We start from the raw sequence: 16,479 nt of genomic DNA, 5'->3' as shown, positions 1-16,479 counted from the left end.
GACGGGACATACAGCGCTAACTAAGGGTGGCCTTTGTGCCCACCCTTTTTATTTTCAGGCCGGCCTGATTTACTCCTGACGCAGCTGAAGATCCAGCGGCGTTTTGCTCGGCTCCCCACCAATTTCCCGCGCCAGTTTCGGCACCATATAGCCCGACACTCTGCTCAGCAGTTCACGCATAATGCCGCGTGCGCGCTCGTCGTCGACATAAAAATGCGCAGCACCCTGCACTTTATCCAGCACGTGCAGGTAATAGGGCAGGATCCCGGCATCAAAGAGCGCATTACTTAATGTAGCCAGCGTGACGGCATGGTCGTTAATGCCGCGCAGCAATACGCTCTGATTGAGCAGCGTCACCCCGGCCCGCTTGAGCCTTTGCATTGCGTGACGCAGATCGTCATCGATCTCCTGCGCGTGGTTGATATGGGTGACCATCAGCGTTTGCAGACGCGACTGAGACAGCCGCTGACACAGCGTTTCCGTGATGCGTTTGGGGATCACCACCGGCAGACGGGTGTGGATGCGCAGGCGTCTGATATGTGGGATCTGCTCCAGCTCGCCAATCAACCAGTCCAGTTCATGATCCTTCGCCATCAGCGGATCGCCCCCGGAGAAAATAATCTCATCCAGTTCTGGCTGTTGTCGGATATACTCCAGGGCTTGCTGCCAGTTGCGTTTATTGCCCTGGTTATCAGAGTAGGGAAAATGGCGGCGAAAACAGTAACGGCAATTGACGGCACAGCCGCCTTTGACCAGCAACAGCGCACGATTACGATATTTATGTAACAGACCCGGCACCACGCTGCTCTGCTCATCCAGCGGATCGGTACTGTAACCCGGTGCATCAACGAACTCCTGCTGCGAGGTGATCACCTGAAGCAGCAGAGGATCCTGTGGATCGCCTTTACGCATGCGTGCAGCGAAGGCCCGCGGGACGCGCAGGGCAAAAAGACGCCGTGCGTCATGGCCTGAAACCAGTTCAGGGTGGTGTTGCAACGCTAAAAGTTGCAGTAATTCATCCGGATCAGTGATTACATCGGCAAGTTGATGCAACCATTCTTCTCGCACAGGGGTATTTAGGGTTACAATGTGTGCCATTTTTTTGGCTAAGTACCAGTTATAAATTTAGAGGGCCTTCATGGCGACTTATTCTAGCAACGATTTCCGTCCCGGTCTTAAAATCATGTTCGAAGGCGAGCCTTATGCCATCGAATCCAGCGAGTTTGTGAAGCCAGGTAAAGGCCAGGCATTCGCACGCGTTAAAATGCGCCGTCTGCTGACCGGAACGCGCGTTGAGAAAACGTTTAAATCTACCGACTCCGCTGAAGGCGCTGATGTCGTCGATACCAACCTGAACTACCTGTATAACGACGGTGAGTTCTACCACTTTATGCACCCGGAAACCTTCGAACAGCACCCTGTTGAAGAGAAGACCGTGGGCGATGCGGCCAAATGGCTGCTCGACAATGCTGAGTGTATCGTGACCCTGTGGAACGGTAAGCCGATCCAGGTGCTGCCACCGAACTTCGTGGAGCTGGAAATCACCGACACCGATCCGGGCCTGAAAGGGGATACTGCCGGGACAGGCGGCAAGCCAGCAACGCTGTCTACCGGTGCAGTCGTGAAAGTGCCACTGTTTGTTCAGATTGGCGAAGTGATTAAAGTCGATACCCGTTCTGGCGAATACGTTTCACGCGTAAAATAAGCCCGAATCAGTAGGGGCCTGTCCGTCAGGCCCTTATCTTTTCTGTTATTCCCCCCTGATATCTTCATAAACTGACCTTTTTTCTGCTTACCACGGGCAGGTGGATAAAATACAGCTATGCTTATAGCGTTGTACTTATCTCTAATTAAAAGGAAATTGCTATGAAGAAAAGTATTGTTGCCATTCTTTCTGTTCTGGTGCTCTCTTCCGTACTCTCAGCTTGTAACACCACGCGTGGCGTAGGTGAAGATGTTGAGGCAGGTGGTCAGGCAATTCAGAAAAGCACGAATTAATCTGCTTTGACGGGCCGGCGCGCTGCACCGGCCCGACGTCGTTATTGCTGATTAACCCAGATTAGCTTATCCACGGCAAACCCGGCACGACGCGCTTGCGCCACCAGATCGGCTTTCACGCCGGCATCCAGCTGCGGTGTTCTGGACAGGATCCACAAATACTCCCGGTTAGGCCCACACACCAGCGCATGCTGATAATCGCTGTCCAGCGCGATCACGTTATACCCCCCGTAAAATGGCCCGAAGAAGGACACTTTAAGGGTGGCACGATCGCTGGGGCCGGTGAAATAGGCTTTGCCCACGCTTTCCTGCCAGCGCTGTTTTTTCGTATTAAAACCCCGGTTGACTACTTTCAGGCCGCCATCGTCTCGCTTGCTGTAGGTGGCGGTGACGTGATCAAGCCCGCGTTCAAAACGGTGATCCAGACGGGCAATCTCGTACCAGCTGCCCAGGTAGCGTTCGGCGTTGAATCCGGTCACAGGGGTAACGCCCTGCGGTGGGGTGGTTGAACAGGCGACCGAGAGCAGAGCCCCGGCGCCTGCAGTGAGCATTTTCCAGAGGGACATAAACCATTCCTTTATCAATGAATGGCTTAAGTATAGCCTGTACTGCGTTTTTAGACGGCAATAACGGCAATCAGCGCCACCACGCTCAATAACGAGGCGATCCCGTAGCACAGCTGTTTACTGGCCGGAACGTGCAGCCTGAGATCGTGAAGGCTGTGGTGCAGGCGGTGCAGCGCACACCACAGCGGCAGGACGATAATCAACAGCATGATCACCCTCCCAGGCAGTGACTGGGCGAAGCCTAGAATGCGCTCGTAGCTGAAGGCGCCTGTGGGTGCCCAGCCCAGCGGCAGCAGCAGCCCAACCAGCAGAACGATCACCGGGCTGACCAGCGCAGCCCACATGCCTCCCGCGCCAAACAGTCCCCAGAAGATTGGTTCATCGGAACGTTGTGGTTGTGTTTTCATCATGACTCCTCAGGCCAGCAGTGATACGGTCAGCACCGCACCACTCAGGATAATCAATGCCAGCCACAGCCCTTTGATCACCGGCTCCGGTGGCAGCTTTTCCCCTTTGACGATAATAATCTGTGCCTTGGGGGCCAGGTCGAACCAGGTTTTGCTGTGATGCAGGGCGGCGACCAGCGCCACCAGATTCAGCAACAGGACGGTGGGGTGTTGCAGGAAGCTGACGAAACCTGCCCAGCTATCGGGCCCCAGTTTGAGCGCAAACAGGCCGATAATCAGCTCAATGCTAAACCACAGTGCGGGAAGGGCTGTGCCTTCACGCAGCATGTACAGACGGTAAAACGGCAGCGACTGCCACCAGTTCCCCCGCACTGGACGAATATACGCATTACGTTTTGTGGTCATTGACGGCCTCCTTAATGGGGTTTGAGCGTGGCGATTAAAAAGTCTTTGCTGCTTTCCACTTTGCCCTGCTGGATAGCAGCGGCCGGATCCACGTGTTTAGGGCAGACTTCCGAGCAGTATCCGACAAACGTGCAGCTCCAGACGCCGTTAATACCGTTAAGCTGCGGCATTCGCTGGGCCTTACCCTGGTCGCGGCTGTCAAGGTTATAGCGGTGGGCGAGGGTGATGGCTGCCGGGCCAATAAATTCCGGGTTGAGGCCAAACTGCGGACAGGCGGCATAGCACAGGCCGCAGTTGATACAGCCGGAGAACTGATGGTATTTCGCCATCTGCGCCGGCGTTTGCCGCCCTGGGCCTTCACTGGCACTGCGCGTGTTGCCGATGATCCAGGGTTTGATGGCTTCCAGACTCTCAATAAAGTGGGTCATATCCACCACCAGATCGCGTTCAATCGGGAAGTTAGCCAGCGGCTCGATCTTCATTCCGGACGGGTAGTCACGCAGGAAGGTTTTACAGGCCAGCTTCGGTATGCCATTCACCATCATGCCGCAGGAGCCACAGATGGCCATGCGACAAGACCAGCGATACGACAGGTCAAAAGCGAGGTTATCTTTGATATAACCCAGTGCATCAAGCAGCGAGGTGGTTTCATCCCACGGCACGTCAAAAATCTCGTTGCGCGGAACGCGATCGCTTTCCGGGTTGTAACGCAGAATATCAATCTGACGGCGTTTGCTCTCACTCATGAGCAGGCTCCTTAGGGGTTTTGTCCTCAGAGGCCGCGCCATACACGCGTGCGGCTGGCGGGAGATGGGTAATCGTGACCGGATCATAGGCGACCGCAGGGGCACCCTGCGGGTTGTAGAATGTCAGGGTATGAGCGAGGAAGTGTTCGTCGTCGCGTGTAGTGCAGCCTTCATCCAGTCGCTGGTGAGCGCCGCGAGACTCTTTCCGCTGGATGGCCGAATGGGCCATACACTCCGCCACATCCAGCCCGTGGGCCAGCTCAACAGCGTACAGCAGTTCGGTATTGAATACGCTGGAGGTATCGGTAACGCGCAGGCGGGAAAAACGCTGCTTCAGTTCGGCCAGTTTATCGATCGTTTTTTGCATCAGTTCGGTGGTGCGGTAAATGCCGCAGCCCTCTTCCATGGCCATGCCCATTTCGTCGCGCAGGGTGGCTGCATTTTCGTTGCCCTGCTGGTTCACCAGGCCATGCAGGCGTTTTTCAATATCGTTGCGCTGTGCGCTGAGGACGGTGTCGCGCAGTGGATGTGGCTGGGAGGCCCGCTGTGCAGCCTGTTCGCCGGCCAGGCGACCAAAGACCACCAGCTCGGCCAGCGAGTTGGACCCCAGGCGGTTAGCGCCGTGCAGCCCGACAGATGAGCATTCGCCGACGGCAAACAGACCCTGAATACGGGTTTCACACTGGTTGTTGGTTTCAATGCCGCCCATGGTGTAGTGCGCGGTCGGACGAACCGGAATAGGGGCGGTAATCGGGTCGACCCCGACGTAGGCTTTGCTCAGTTCGCAGATAAAGGGCAGTCGCTCCCGTAGCTTTTTCTCACCCAGATGGCGCAGGTCAAGGTACACGACATCACCCCGCGGGGTGGCGATGGTACGCCCGGCGCGCCACTCGTGCCAGAAGGCCTGGGAAACCTTATCGCGGGGCCCCAGTTCCATATATTTATTTCTTGGTTCACCGAGCGGGGTTTCCGGCCCCATGCCGTAATCCTGCAGATAACGGTAGCCGTCTTTATTGACCAGGATACCGCCTTCGCCCCGACAGCCTTCCGTCATCAGAATGCCCGAACCCGGCAGGCCGGTCGGGTGATACTGGACAAATTCCATATCGCGTAGCGGAACACCATGACGAAACGCCATGCCCATACCGTCGCCAGTGACGATGCCGCCGTTAGTGTTATAACGGTAGACGCGTCCGGCCCCGCCGGTGGCGAGGATCACAGACTGCGCGCGCACCTCCAGCAGCGTACCCTCCATCATGTTAAGGGTCACCACACCGTGCGCGACGCCATCATCTACCAGCAGGTCGAGGACAAAATGCTCATCCAGACGCTGGATCTGCGGGTATTTCAGTGAAGTCTGAAACAGGGTGTGCAGCATATGAAAACCGGTCTTATCGGCGGCAAACCAGGTGCGCTCGATCTTCATGCCACCAAAACGGCGCACGTTAATCGATCCGTCTTCTTTACGGCTCCACGGGCAGCCCCACAGCTCCATCTGCGCCATTTCCTGCGGACAGTGCTGGACAAAGTAGTCCACGACCGGCTGCTCACACAGCCAGTCGCCGCCGGCAACGGTATCGTGAAAGTGGGAATCAAAGCTGTCCTGCTGCTGGGTGACCGCAGCGGCGCCCCCCTCGGCGGCCACGGTGTGGCTGCGCATCGGATAGACCTTGGATATCAGGGCAATTTTTAATCGTGGGTTGGCTTCGGCAGCGGCAATCGCGGCACGAAGCCCGGCACCACCGGCACCAACAATGACCAAATCGGCATTCAGGGTTTGCACAGCTTCCTCCCTTATACCCGTCATACTTCCCACCGCATCGCTATTAAAGCGTATTCTGCGGGGTGAAATAGTGAAGGTATGGTGTGTTTAAAATTTTTCCAGAGGCATGGCGGGTCGGTCTACTCGCCTGTCGCCGCCCAGTATAGGCGGGTTAAAAACACGCTAATTTGATGTGTTCGGCCATTTGGGCGGGTAGCAGATGAAAACCACTTTATTTTTGTGGTTAAACAGGTTGCTGGTTTTTTCGACGTAGAATTGTGTGTTGCTGCCGGTACAGGTAGACTTCCTGCCCCTACTGACTGTGGAGTAAAAAAGATGAGCGATTCGGCCAGCTGGCGGCCTTGTGCACCCATCGCCAATTTATTGAAGCGTGCGGCGATTATGGCTGAAATCCGGCGTTTCTTTGCCGATCGCGGCGTACTGGAAGTGGAAACCCCGGCGATGAGCCAGGCAACGGTGACGGACGTGCATCTGTTCCCGTTCCAGACGCGGTTTGTGGGGCCCGGCGCCGCCGCAGGCATCGATCTTTATCTGATGACCAGCCCTGAATACCATATGAAGCGCCTGCTGGCAGCGGGCAGTGGCCCGATCTTTCAGTTGTGCCGCAGCTTCCGTAATGAAGAGATGGGGCGGCACCATAATCCCGAATTCACCATGCTGGAGTGGTACCGGCCACACTATGATATGTACCGCCTGATGAACGAGGTGGACGATCTGTTACAGCAGGTGCTGGAGTGTGCGCCGGCAGAAACCCTTTCCTACCAGCAGGCGTTTATTCGTCATCTGGAGATTGACCCACTGTCGGCCGATAAAGCGCAGCTGCGTGAGGCCGCCGTGAAGCTGGGCGCAGGCGATCTGGCCCATCGGGAAGAAGATCGCGACACGCTTTTACAGCTGCTGTTTATGCTGGGCGTGGAGCCTGAGATTGGTAAAGAGAAACCCGCTTTCGTTTATCACTTTCCGGCAAGCCAGGCGTCGCTGGCTGAGATCAGCACGGAAGATCATCGCGTGGCAGAGCGCTTCGAGGTCTATTTCAAAGGGATTGAACTGGCCAATGGTTTCCGTGAGCTTACCGACAGCCGCGAACAGCGCCTGCGCTTTGAGCAGGATAACCGTAAACGTGCCGCAGCCGGCCTGCCGGTGCAGCCGATTGATACTCATCTGCTCGACGCGCTGGCTCACGGGATGCCGGAATGTTCCGGCGTGGCGCTGGGCGTGGATCGTATTGTGATGCTGGCCCTGAAGGCCGAGCAGCTCAGTGATGTGATTGCATTTACCGTCGATCGTTGTTAACGCGCAGGGCGCACTGAAAAGTCGGTGCGCCCCGTCAGGATCCCGGCGTCAGGGCTGAATGATCACCTTTGACCCGTGCCGGGCCATCACAACCCGCCCGATTTGTAATTACGAGCCGCAGGCGCGCCGTTGCTGGCAGGCGTTTTGCGTCCGATGGTTTCCATACGCACCTGGAACGGTGGGAACGGCATTTCCAGCCCGTGCTCCTGATAACCGCGCAGGATAAGCTGATGCAGCTCGTGGCGCAGCGGCATGCGGTGCCCCATTTCTGCAGCGTGAATGCGCAACTCAAACAGCTGGATCCCCTGCTGCAAATCCACCAGGAAGGCTTCTGGCGGCGGTGTCTCCAGCACGTAGCTGCATCGCTGTGCGGCAGTGAGCAGCACGTTGGTTACCTCTTCACTGTTCGCCTCGGCCGGGGCCGGGATGGTCAGCACCACGCGGGTGACCGAGTCTGACAGCGACCAGTTAATAAACTGCTCGGTAATAAAGGCCTTGTTCGGCACGATAATCTCTTTGCGGTCCCAGTCGGTAATGGTGGTGGCGCGGGTATTAATGCGTGTGATGCTACCGGTCAGATCGCGGATGGTCACGGTGTCCCCGATGCGGATCGGCTTCTCGAAGAGAATGATCAGGCCGGAGATAAAGTTTGCAAAGATCTCCTGCAGACCAAAGCCCAGGCCGACGGTCAGACCCGCCACCAGCCACTGCAGTTTCGACCAGTCAATGCCGATCAGGGAGAACCCGACCAGTCCGCCAATCAGGATCAGCATATATTTGGTCAGGGTGGTGATGGCATAGCCCGTGCCGGGCGTCAGGCTGAGGTGCTGCAACAGCGCCAGCTCCAGCAGGGCAGGCATATTGCGCACCAACTGGGTGGTGATCACCAGCACCAGGATAGCAATCACCACCGAGCCCAGCGTGATCGGTTGCAGGCTTTCCACTCCCTGTACGGTGGTGCTGACATCCCACAGGCGAATATTTTCCATAAAGCCAAACGCGGAGTGGATCTCTGACCACAGGACGATCACCGAAACCAGTGCGATCAGCGTCAGTATTGAACGCACAAGGCGTAATGACTGCGCGCTGATGGCATCCAGGTCTATCACCGGCTCTTCCACATCCACGCTGTCGGCAGCGGTTTGCTGGGCGGCGAGTTCCTCTTCGCCGCGCGCGCGCTGGGCAAGGATCTCAGCCCGGCGCTGGCGTGCCCGATCGAAGGCGATACGTCGCCGCTGGATCAGCATCCAGCGGCGAATAATATGGTAAATCACCAGCAGCAGGAACCAGATCGCTAACGAGGTTTCCAGACGCGCCAGCAGCGCCTGAGCCGCCGCCAGATAGCCGATACAGGAGGCAAGGGCCGCGACCAGCGGGATCGCGATCATCGCATTCCACAGCATCCGGTTAATCAAGTTATCGCCGTTACCTTCTTTATCAAGGTGCAGCGGGATCCCCGCCCGTTTCAGGCTGACAGTCACCAGGCTCAGGGCACCACAAATCAGGATAAAGCACAGGCGGCCGAGGGTGGCTGAGAATTCGCGGTCTTCAAGATTATCGAAGGCAATCAGCATCATCATCAGCGGTACTACCAGACCGATGCACAGCGTATAGAAACGCATTGCGCGCGCCACACGGGTTTGCGGCCAGCGGAAATGGACGATAAACAGCCCCTGCGAACGGGCAAAGGTATTGCTGACCATAAACGCCCAGAGCAGCGGGACGCTGGCGGTCACGCCGTCACCGATGGCAATGGCAATCGGATAGGGCCAGGCGTGTTGTAAACCATAGCCCAGCGCCGCCCACAGCACTGGCAAAGGGAGTGCCACCAGAATGGACCAGAACACCGTTCGCAGGGTGAGACTGAAGTGATCCTGGGTAACCTTGCCGACTTTACTGGAGGCGCGTTCAAGGAATTTGCGAAAGTGGCGGCGGGAGCTGATGCTAAAGCCGACCAGCAGCACGGCGCCAAGCAGCGGCAGCACGGTTTCCCGGCTGGTCACCATCATCACCATCGCGCCGCCCAGCTGACCCAGTGTGTCCAGTGACAGCAGGCGGTGCAGGTCACGCGCGAGGTTGATGGGGTAGCTGAAGTCGACGGCGCTGACATCCGCCGTCCAGAACAGGTAGCGGTGGGTGGCTTCTTTGACTTCATTCAGCGCATCCACCAGCTGGCTGTTGCCCACTTTCAGTTTGGTGACGCCGAGGATCAGATTATCACAGCCGGAAAGCAGCGAGGTCAGCAGTTCGCGCTGGGTTTTCAACTGGGCTTCAAGGATACGGCGTTGTTCAGGCGTCAGGTCGCTGTTGTCATCCTGGCGAAGCTGGCGCAGTGATTTCTGGCGCTCGAGCAGGTCTTCATAGTAGAGGCGCTGCACGCGCAGCTGGGCCATTTCATTATCCAGCTGTTGTGGCTTCGGCATATCCGGCAGTCGGGCCACCTGGGCACGCAGTGCTTCACCCAGCACGTTGGAGACGCCGAGCCACTGTGACTGTTCGCGAATGGTGCTGAGTGCCTGACGAACCTGGATGGTCTGATTGGCGGCGGTTCGCTGCTGCGAGGCCACCAGGTCCATGCGCTGCGCCTGCTGATTCAGTGCGCTGGAAAGTTCGCGGTTAATGCGAAACTGTTCCGTGATGCCGGCGGGCATATCACCGCTGTTTTCTGCCAGCTGTTCGGTGCGGGCCAGGGCCATTTCGGCCTCACGCTGGCGCAGGCTGTTCAGCTGGTTACGTAAATCCTGTAAGTAGGCATCCAGGCTGGCGGCTTTACGCTGGTGGACTTCGGCGCGCATACGCGCCAGCTCCTGACGGTTGTTGGCTGAAAGCTGTGCCAGCTCCAGCTCATCCACGCGGGCTTTTTGTGCGGCAGACTCTGCCTGACGCTGCGCCAGCTGCGCCTGACCGAGTGGCGTGTTGGGGGCAGGCTGTCCCTGTAAGCGACGTTCTATTTCGTTCAGCGCGCGGCGGGCATCGGTTTGCTGCTGCGGCAACTGGGAAAGAGAGTCGCTGATCTCACGGGCGCGATCCTGCTCCTGCTGGGCCTGACGGCTCTCTTCCAGCAACTGGCTGCTGACCTGCAGGATCTCCTGATCGAGATCGGCGGCACTCATATTACTGCGCAGGGGCTTGTTGCTGTCCGTCAGGGTGACGATCTGCTGGCGTAATTCACGGGACAGTTTGGGGAAATCGTCGATGACCTGCTGATATTCCTGCGTAAGATCCACGGACTTCTGGTATTCATCCAGCCAGTTAAGCGTGGACTGCAGGGCCTCGACGGTGGCGGTCTGACTTGCGGAGGTCTTCTCTGATTTCGCCTCTTCCAGCTGTTGTTTGATCTGCGACGCATCCGGTGCGCTGGCGGCATATACCGGCTGGAGCAAGCTCCAGCCTAACAAAAGAGTGAGTATCAGACGTGACATGATTATCCGCTATGGATGATGGAGGACGTCTTCCGCACTGTCTTTTTGCAGTGCGATGGCGAGGGTCGTGCCAAGACGGGTTTTACTCTCAGCCGTCAGGCTTTCTGCCAGCTTAACTTTGCCAGGAGCAAACAGGTTAATCACGGTTGAGCCGAGTTTAAAGCGCCCCATTTCCTGACCTTTCAACAGGACGACCGATCCCTCTGCATCTGCACCCGGCCAGCTCCAGCGTTTGATCACCCCTTCACGCGGTGGCGTTACGGTGCCCGCCCATGCGGTTTCGATGCTGCCGACAATCGTGGCGCCCACCAGAATCTGTGCCATCGGACCAAATTCGGTATCAAACAGGCAAATCACCCGCTCGTTACGCGCAAACAGATTGGGAATGTTCTGGGCCGTCAGCGGGTTCACCGAATAGAGGTCGCCCGGTACGTAGATCATTTCGCGCAGGATCCCGTTACAAGGCATATGAACACGGTGGTAGTCACGTGGTGCCAGGTAAGTGGTGACAAACTCGCCGTTACGGAACATCTCAGTCATCGCGGTATTGCCTGCCAGCAGCGCTTCCAGCGAATAGGTATGCCCCTTGGCCTGAAAAATCTGTTCGCCGTCAATATGGCCTAACTGGCTGATCGCGCCATCCGCAGGCAGAACCAGCAGATTCGGGTCAGTTTCAATCGGCCGGGCTTCGTCGCGCAGCGGACGGACGAAGAAATCGTTAAAGGTGCGATAGCTGGCCGTGTCCGGTTTCTGCGCTTCTTTCATATCCACTTTGTAATACCAGACAAAAGCGTCTATCACGGCTTTGGTCAGCCATCCACCCCGTTTGCTGGCACCCCAGCCGGCCAGTTCAGTCAGGGCTTTTTTAGGCAGTATGTTATTCAGGCCGAGTTTAATACGATCGAACACGTTAGCCTCCTGGCTCAATCAGATATACCTGCCCCCGGATCAGGCTGCAGAGGCGCGCTGCGCCGTTCTGCAAAGTGATGAATCAGGGGACAGTGCTAATAAAGGGGGCGGATTGTAGCAGCGCCCGCAGTTTTAGGCTATTGCCCGGCAGTGAACGCTGTTTTTAATGCCCCGCTGCCTGTTTATCAGGCCCGTTTTGTCAGTCTTTGTCGGTGCTAAAGCGGCGGGTTTTCGCCTGGACTTCAGACATGGTATCGAGAATCAGGTGATAGTTAACAAAACGCGACTCGTCGATCTCACCTTTTTCGACAGCTTCACGTATGGCGCAGCCGGGGTCAGTATCATGTTTGCAGTCACGGAATTTGCACCCGCCTAAGTAGTCACGGAATTCGACAAATCCCAGGGTGATTTGTTCCGGCTCCAGGTGCCATAAACCAAATTCCCGCACCCCCGGGGAATCAATCACGTCCCCGCCGTGCGGGAAGTGATAGAGACGGGAAGCAGTGGTGGTGTGCTGTCCCAGGCCTGAGTTGTCGGAGACGTCATTAGTGAGGATCTCGGCAGCGCTGAGCTCCAGACCCAGCAGGGCGTTGAGCAGGCTGGATTTTCCGACCCCGGACTGCCCGGCGAAGATACTGACCCGACCGGTCAGCGCCTCTTCCAGTTCCACCAGGCCCTCTTTACGATGGCTGGAAACCATCAGCACCTTGTAGCCAATATGGCGATAGATATCCATCTGCTCATCAACGAAGGCACGGCCCTTGTCATCCAGCAGATCGGTTTTGTTCAGTACCAGCAGTGGCTCAACGCCCAGTGTTTCGCACGCCACCAGATAGCGGTCAATGATGTTCAGCGAGAGCTCAGGCAGAATAGCCGACACCACCACGATTTGATTGATATTGGCGGCAATAGGCTTCACACCGTCATAGAAGTCGGGACGCGTCAGTACCGAGGTACGTTCATGTACGCCTTCAACAATTCCTTTAACGGTAGCTCCCCCTTCCACGCCTGGACGCCAGCGCACGCGGTCACCGGTCACCAGTGAACGAATGGTGCGGCGGATGTTACAGCGGTGAACGGAACCATCCGCATCTTCCACATCGGCATGCATACCAAAACGGCTGATCACCACGCCATCACGGGCTTCACCGAACAGATTGTCATCTGGCTCAGGTTTATCAGCACGCTGTTTCAGGCGACGATCGTGGTTGGCACTCACGCGACGTTGCTGACCTTTGGATAGTTTGTTTTTAGTCACTGTTCCTCACACCGGTTTTGCATATTTCGCCCTGACAGGGCAAAACGTCTATCATACACCTTAATTCGACACTATGCCGCTTCGGCCAACGCGAGACGTACTATGACTGCTAATGCTAACAACCTGATTTGGATTGATCTTGAGATGACCGGGCTCGACCCGGAGCAGGATCGGATTATTGAGATTGCCACCCTGGTTACAGACGCCGATCTGAATATTCTGGCCGAAGGCCCGGTGATGGCTGTCCACCAGTCAGATGCCCAACTGGCATTAATGGATGAGTGGAATGTACGCACCCATACCAACAGTGGCCTGGTGGAGCGGGTTAAAGCCAGCCAGATCGATGAAGAAGCTGCCGTGCGGGCGACGATTGCCTTTCTTGAACAGTGGGTTCCGGCCAACAGTTCACCGATCTGTGGTAACAGCATTGGCCAGGATCGCCGCTTCCTGTTCAAATATATGCCGGAGCTGGAAGCCTACTTCCATTACCGTTACCTGGATGTCAGTACGCTGAAAGAGCTGGCACGGCGCTGGAAACCGGAGATCCTGCCGGGCTTTAAAAAGCAGGGGACCCACCAGGCGATGGATGATATCCGTGAGTCAGTGGCCGAACTGGCCTATTATCGCGAGCATTTTATCCAGCTGTAATTTTACGGTGAGCGGGAAAAAGCAGTAAGCGCTGTTTTTAGCCCTGAAATGCTGTAAAAATCAGCGTAACGGCGGTTTAATCGACACTTGGCAAAAAAAAGTAAATTTTTTCAATGCCGGGGGTTGCGGGGGGGGAAAATACTCGTATAATTCGCACCCCGTACCGATGAAGAATTTTCTTCGGTACCCAGAGCGGGAATAGCTCAGTTGGTAGAGCACGACCTTGCCAAGGTCGGGGTCGCGAGTTCGAGTCTCGTTTCCCGCTCCAAATTTTAAGTAGTCAGTACCACCCAAGCGGGAATAGCTCAGTTGGTAGAGCACGACCTTGCCAAGGTCGGGGTCGCGAGTTCGAGTCTCGTTTCCCGCTCCAAAATTTCGTTTTCAGACAGACTCGTCTTTCTGTGAACCAGTAAAAAAAGAGCCGAAAGGCTCTTTTTTTATGCCTGTCCTTGCTGAAAATCATCTCCCTGTTCCTGCGCAAGAACGGCAAATGCCCTTGCCGCAGCGGTCTGGTATCCTCCCTTTCTTTGTAAAAGCACTGCCGTTCTTTCCAGCAGCGGGGGCGTGAGTTCAACGGACACCAGATCAGGATGCGCCAGGGTTGTCATTGCCGGTAGCAGGCTGGCAAGCCTGGTTCGCCGGATAATTTCAATCACCGCACTCAGTGAGTTTGCCTGCATTAACACCTGAGGATTCAGGTTGTTTTTCCGACAGCAGTGATCAATTTGCCTCCGGGTGGCAAATTCAGCCGTCAGCAGCACCAGCTTCTCCTCATCCAGTGCCGCAAGCGGCAGACGGCGATGCCGGGCCTGGGGGTGATGGCTGGCGACGACCAGCGCCAGCGTTTCGGTAAACAGCGTCTGAGCGGAGATGCCGGTCTGCACCGGTACGTCAAATCCGATGCCTAAATCCACGCGGTCATCCGCCAGGTTCTGCTCTATCTGCTCCTGAGGCATTTCCCGTATTTCCAGCGTAATGTCGGGATAACGGTGGTGAAAAGACGCGACCAGCGGCCCCATCAGGTAGTGAGTGAAGGTGGGGTTAATGGCTATGTGCAATGCTCCACGCCGTAGATTTTCCACGTCATTCAGCGCACGCTGTCCCTCCGCCAGGTCGCGCAGGGCCCGCTTCGCATAATGACGATATGTTTCTCCGGCGTCGGTCAGACGCATCTCTCTTCCGCTTCGGTCAAAAAGCGGGCTGCCCAGGGTTTCTTCTAACTGCTTAATCTGCTGTGACAGTGCCGGCTGCGAGACGTGCAACGCTGTCGCCGCGCGGGTAAAGCTACGGTGCTCAGCGACCGCCAGAAAATAGTGGATATGACGTAACAGCATGAGCGTTCCTATAATTACAGCTTATGGCATTCATTATAAATGGGTCTTTTACATTATAGCTAACCGGCCATAGCCTTATCTCCATTAACCCTACTCTGAGCAGACATGGAGATGATGATGGATTTTGTGCAGCGTACTGTCGATCTGGCAATGAAAAACGTGGAAGAGGGCGGAAGGCCGTTTGCGACGGTGATCGTGCGTGACGGTGAGATTATTGCAGAAAGTCCGAATCTGGTGGCACAAACCAGCGATCCTACCGCACACGCTGAAATCCTGGCTATCCGCCAGGCCTGTACGCGGCTCGGCACAGAAAATCTCAGTGACTGCGATATTTACATTCTCGCCAGCCCCTGTCCGATGTGCCTTGGCTCACTCTACTATTGCAGTCCGAAGCAGGTGATTTACCTTACAACGCGTGAAGACTATGCACCGTTTTATCAGGATAACCGCAAGTACTTTGAACTGAATACCTTCTATGCAGAGTACAGCAAGCCGATCGAACAGCGTCGCCTGCCGATGATCCAGCAGAAAAGCAGCAATGCGATCAACGTTTATCAGCGCTGGCAGCAGCTGAACCCTTAACGCTGGCAGATCTGATCGTTCACCGGCCGCAAAAATGATCCTGAGGGTCATTTTTGCGGTGTCGCCGGATGAGGATGAGATGTTTGTCGCAGCAGAAGACAGCTCTTGTCGTAACCTGCACGACAGGAGTCCTGTAATAACGAGAGCCCATAGCGCTCATTTTTCTCCAGAGCGTCGCCCGTCAGATACATTTTTCCCAGACTGTAAAAAGCAACGGGAGACCCTTTTTGTGCGGCATCGGCGTAGAGTGAAAGTGCTTTTTTCAGGTCCTTATCCCCACCCTCACCGTATTTATACATGGAGGCAAGATTGACTTCGGCTTCCAGACTGCCATTTGTGTAGGCAATATTAAACCAGAAGCGTGATTCAACATCATCTTTAGGAACCTGACGTCCCAGATAATACATAGTACCGAGCGTAAACTGCGACTCTATATTTCCGGCTATAGCGGATTTTTTCAGTAATTCGATAGTGTTATCGTGCTGATTATTGACTGCAGGGGGATCATAATGTTTAAAAAGGCTGTTGTTATTATCAGATAAGTAGAGCGCGCACAGCGTAGAAATGATTGAGCTCATGATAATAATAATCAGGCCGTTGATAATGGTCTTCATTGAAATAGTCACCTTTTATGGCCAGCGGGACTCCTCCCGATGGCCATTATTCAATCAGCCTTACCAGCCCCAGGCAAAACCTGCGGCAACGCCAGCGCCATTTTGGGTATCCCAGGAAGAGTTCACTTTCATGGCCGTATGTTCACTGGTTTTCACCGTCACCCCTGCGGCTAATGCCCCCTGATCCCGGTAACCTGACATCGACATACCGAAAGAGAAGTCGTCGGAATACACATGGGGAATGGCCGTCATCGCCATCGCCCCGGCAATCCCGGCATCAGCCCGTTTTTTATTCTTGTTAACTTCTTTCGCCAGGCTTCTGAATGAGTGATTCATGCCTGAGAAGGAATTTTCAAGGTCAGTGATTTTTGATGAGTTATTGGCAATATCCGTCTTGTTTTTATTAATATCTGTCCGGTTAATTTCAATATTTGCCGTGTTCTGCTCAACGTGAGTATTCGTCTCAAACAGCTGAGAACCATTAACCGCATCTTTCGAGTTTTTGGACAGCTCA

General features: G+C 55.6%; 16 protein-coding genes, 2 tRNA genes and 1 pseudogene. 7 read left to right on the top strand and 12 right to left on the bottom strand.

Annotated elements, in window-relative coordinates:
* Positions 1-69: 69 nt before the first annotated feature.
* Positions 70-1,098, bottom strand: coding sequence for an EF-P beta-lysylation protein EpmB (gene epmB, locus EPE01S_RS13070; RefSeq protein WP_062745735.1), 1,029 nt, complete (start codon positions 1,096-1,098; stop codon positions 70-72).
* A 40-nt stretch (positions 1,099-1,138) separates the two neighbouring features.
* Between epmB and efp the strand changes: the two genes are divergently transcribed.
* Positions 1,139-1,705, top strand: coding sequence for an elongation factor P (gene efp, locus EPE01S_RS13065; RefSeq protein WP_062745732.1), 567 nt, complete (start codon positions 1,139-1,141; stop codon positions 1,703-1,705).
* A gap of 161 nt (positions 1,706-1,866) precedes the next feature.
* The gene (locus tag EPE01S_RS13060; RefSeq protein WP_062745730.1) at positions 1,867-1,998 is read left to right on the top strand and encodes an entericidin A/B family lipoprotein; all 132 of its coding nucleotides are present in this window, start codon (positions 1,867-1,869) and stop codon (positions 1,996-1,998) included.
* Between the two features lie 41 nt (positions 1,999-2,039).
* Here the strand turns inward: EPE01S_RS13060 and EPE01S_RS13055 are convergent, their stop codons facing one another.
* Genes EPE01S_RS13055 through frdA form a run of 5 tightly spaced genes read right to left on the bottom strand, consistent with a single transcriptional unit; the run spans position 2,040 to position 5,905 of the window.
* The gene (locus tag EPE01S_RS13055) at positions 2,040-2,564 is read right to left on the bottom strand and encodes a lipocalin family protein (RefSeq protein ID WP_062745728.1); all 525 of its coding nucleotides are present in this window, start codon (positions 2,562-2,564) and stop codon (positions 2,040-2,042) included.
* Positions 2,565-2,614: 50 nt separating this feature from the next.
* Positions 2,615-2,974, bottom strand: a complete 360-nt coding sequence (frdD, locus tag EPE01S_RS13050) for a fumarate reductase subunit FrdD (protein WP_062745719.1) — start codon at positions 2,972-2,974, stop codon at positions 2,615-2,617.
* Between the two features lie 6 nt (positions 2,975-2,980).
* The gene (frdC, locus tag EPE01S_RS13045) at positions 2,981-3,376 is read right to left on the bottom strand and encodes a fumarate reductase subunit FrdC (RefSeq protein WP_062745716.1); all 396 of its coding nucleotides are present in this window, start codon (positions 3,374-3,376) and stop codon (positions 2,981-2,983) included.
* A gap of 11 nt (positions 3,377-3,387) precedes the next feature.
* Positions 3,388-4,122 carry a succinate dehydrogenase/fumarate reductase iron-sulfur subunit gene (locus EPE01S_RS13040; protein WP_062745713.1) on the bottom strand — a complete coding sequence of 245 codons (735 nt, stop codon included), beginning with the start codon at positions 4,120-4,122 and terminating at the stop codon, positions 3,388-3,390.
* Entirely contained in the window at positions 4,115-5,905 is a 1,791-nt protein-coding gene (frdA, locus tag EPE01S_RS13035; protein ID WP_062745710.1) for a fumarate reductase (quinol) flavoprotein subunit, read from the bottom strand. Before frdA ends, EPE01S_RS13040 begins: the two co-directional genes overlap by 8 nt.
* A gap of 315 nt (positions 5,906-6,220) precedes the next feature.
* Between frdA and epmA the strand changes: the two genes are divergently transcribed.
* Positions 6,221-7,198 carry an elongation factor P--(R)-beta-lysine ligase gene (epmA, locus tag EPE01S_RS13030; RefSeq protein WP_062745707.1) on the top strand — a complete coding sequence of 326 codons (978 nt, stop codon included), beginning with the start codon at positions 6,221-6,223 and terminating at the stop codon, positions 7,196-7,198.
* Between the two features lie 86 nt (positions 7,199-7,284).
* Here epmA and mscM read toward each other — a convergent pair whose 3' ends face one another.
* The 3 genes from mscM to rsgA all read right to left on the bottom strand — a co-directional run bounded on the left by mscM (position 7,285) and on the right by rsgA (position 12,787).
* Complete coding sequence (gene mscM, locus EPE01S_RS13025; RefSeq protein ID WP_062745705.1) at positions 7,285-10,620, bottom strand: miniconductance mechanosensitive channel MscM; 3,336 nt, start codon at positions 10,618-10,620, stop codon at positions 7,285-7,287.
* A 9-nt stretch (positions 10,621-10,629) separates the two neighbouring features.
* Positions 10,630-11,529: an archaetidylserine decarboxylase gene (gene asd / locus EPE01S_RS13020; RefSeq protein WP_062745704.1), complete on the bottom strand. Its 900-nt coding sequence runs from the start codon at positions 11,527-11,529 to the stop codon at positions 10,630-10,632.
* A gap of 199 nt (positions 11,530-11,728) precedes the next feature.
* Entirely contained in the window at positions 11,729-12,787 is a 1,059-nt protein-coding gene (gene rsgA / locus EPE01S_RS13015; RefSeq protein WP_062745702.1) for a small ribosomal subunit biogenesis GTPase RsgA, read from the bottom strand.
* Positions 12,788-12,889: 102 nt separating this feature from the next.
* Between rsgA and orn the strand changes: the two genes are divergently transcribed.
* The 3 genes from orn to EPE01S_RS13000 all read left to right on the top strand — a co-directional run bounded on the left by orn (position 12,890) and on the right by EPE01S_RS13000 (position 13,805).
* A complete protein-coding gene (gene orn / locus EPE01S_RS13010; RefSeq protein ID WP_062745700.1) occupies positions 12,890-13,435 on the top strand; it encodes an oligoribonuclease in 546 nt (181 codons plus the stop codon).
* 192 nt (positions 13,436-13,627) lie between these two features.
* Positions 13,628-13,703 (top strand) — tRNA-Gly (locus tag EPE01S_RS13005).
* Between the two features lie 26 nt (positions 13,704-13,729).
* Positions 13,730-13,805 (top strand) — tRNA-Gly (locus tag EPE01S_RS13000).
* Between the two features lie 67 nt (positions 13,806-13,872).
* On the opposite strand, the gene cynR is transcribed toward EPE01S_RS13000, so the two are convergent.
* Entirely contained in the window at positions 13,873-14,769 is an 897-nt protein-coding gene (gene cynR / locus EPE01S_RS12995; protein WP_062745697.1) for a transcriptional regulator CynR, read from the bottom strand.
* A gap of 111 nt (positions 14,770-14,880) precedes the next feature.
* Here cynR and EPE01S_RS12990 point away from each other — a divergent pair, with 111 nt between their 5' ends.
* Positions 14,881-15,351, top strand: coding sequence for a nucleoside deaminase (locus tag EPE01S_RS12990; RefSeq protein WP_245006693.1), 471 nt, complete (start codon positions 14,881-14,883; stop codon positions 15,349-15,351).
* Between the two features lie 47 nt (positions 15,352-15,398).
* Here EPE01S_RS12990 and EPE01S_RS12985 read toward each other — a convergent pair whose 3' ends face one another.
* A complete protein-coding gene (locus EPE01S_RS12985; protein ID WP_062745693.1) occupies positions 15,399-15,965 on the bottom strand; it encodes a tetratricopeptide repeat protein in 567 nt (188 codons plus the stop codon).
* A 60-nt stretch (positions 15,966-16,025) separates the two neighbouring features.
* Positions 16,026-16,478: pseudogene (locus tag EPE01S_RS24185) on the bottom strand (YadA C-terminal domain-containing protein); the annotation flags it as partial.
* Position 16,479: the final 1 nt, after the last annotated feature.

Source organism: Erwinia persicina NBRC 102418 (assembly GCF_001571305.1).
Lineage (GTDB): Bacteria > Pseudomonadota > Gammaproteobacteria > Enterobacterales > Enterobacteriaceae > Erwinia > Erwinia persicina.
Note: the sequence above shows the minus strand (reverse complement) of the source record. Positions and strands in the feature narration are given on the sequence as shown.

Coding starts and splice junctions, on each gene's coding strand:
- frdD (WP_062745719.1), bottom strand. CDS start 2,974: ATGATGAAAACACAACCACAACGTTCCGATGAACCAATCTTCTGGGGA.
- EPE01S_RS12985 (WP_062745693.1), bottom strand. CDS start 15,965: ATGAAGACCATTATCAACGGCCTGATTATTATTATCATGAGCTCAATC.
- efp (WP_062745732.1), top strand. CDS start 1,139: ATGGCGACTTATTCTAGCAACGATTTCCGTCCCGGTCTTAAAATCATG.
- cynR (WP_062745697.1), bottom strand. CDS start 14,769: ATGCTGTTACGTCATATCCACTATTTTCTGGCGGTCGCTGAGCACCGT.
- EPE01S_RS13040 (WP_062745713.1), bottom strand. CDS start 4,122: ATGAGTGAGAGCAAACGCCGTCAGATTGATATTCTGCGTTACAACCCG.
- frdC (WP_062745716.1), bottom strand. CDS start 3,376: ATGACCACAAAACGTAATGCGTATATTCGTCCAGTGCGGGGGAACTGG.
- EPE01S_RS13060 (WP_062745730.1), top strand. CDS start 1,867: ATGAAGAAAAGTATTGTTGCCATTCTTTCTGTTCTGGTGCTCTCTTCC.
- EPE01S_RS13055 (WP_062745728.1), bottom strand. CDS start 2,564: ATGTCCCTCTGGAAAATGCTCACTGCAGGCGCCGGGGCTCTGCTCTCG.
- epmB (WP_062745735.1), bottom strand. CDS start 1,098: ATGGCACACATTGTAACCCTAAATACCCCTGTGCGAGAAGAATGGTTG.
- orn (WP_062745700.1), top strand. CDS start 12,890: ATGACTGCTAATGCTAACAACCTGATTTGGATTGATCTTGAGATGACC.
- epmA (WP_062745707.1), top strand. CDS start 6,221: ATGAGCGATTCGGCCAGCTGGCGGCCTTGTGCACCCATCGCCAATTTA.
- EPE01S_RS12990 (WP_245006693.1), top strand. CDS start 14,881: ATGATGATGGATTTTGTGCAGCGTACTGTCGATCTGGCAATGAAAAAC.
- mscM (WP_062745705.1), bottom strand. CDS start 10,620: ATGTCACGTCTGATACTCACTCTTTTGTTAGGCTGGAGCTTGCTCCAG.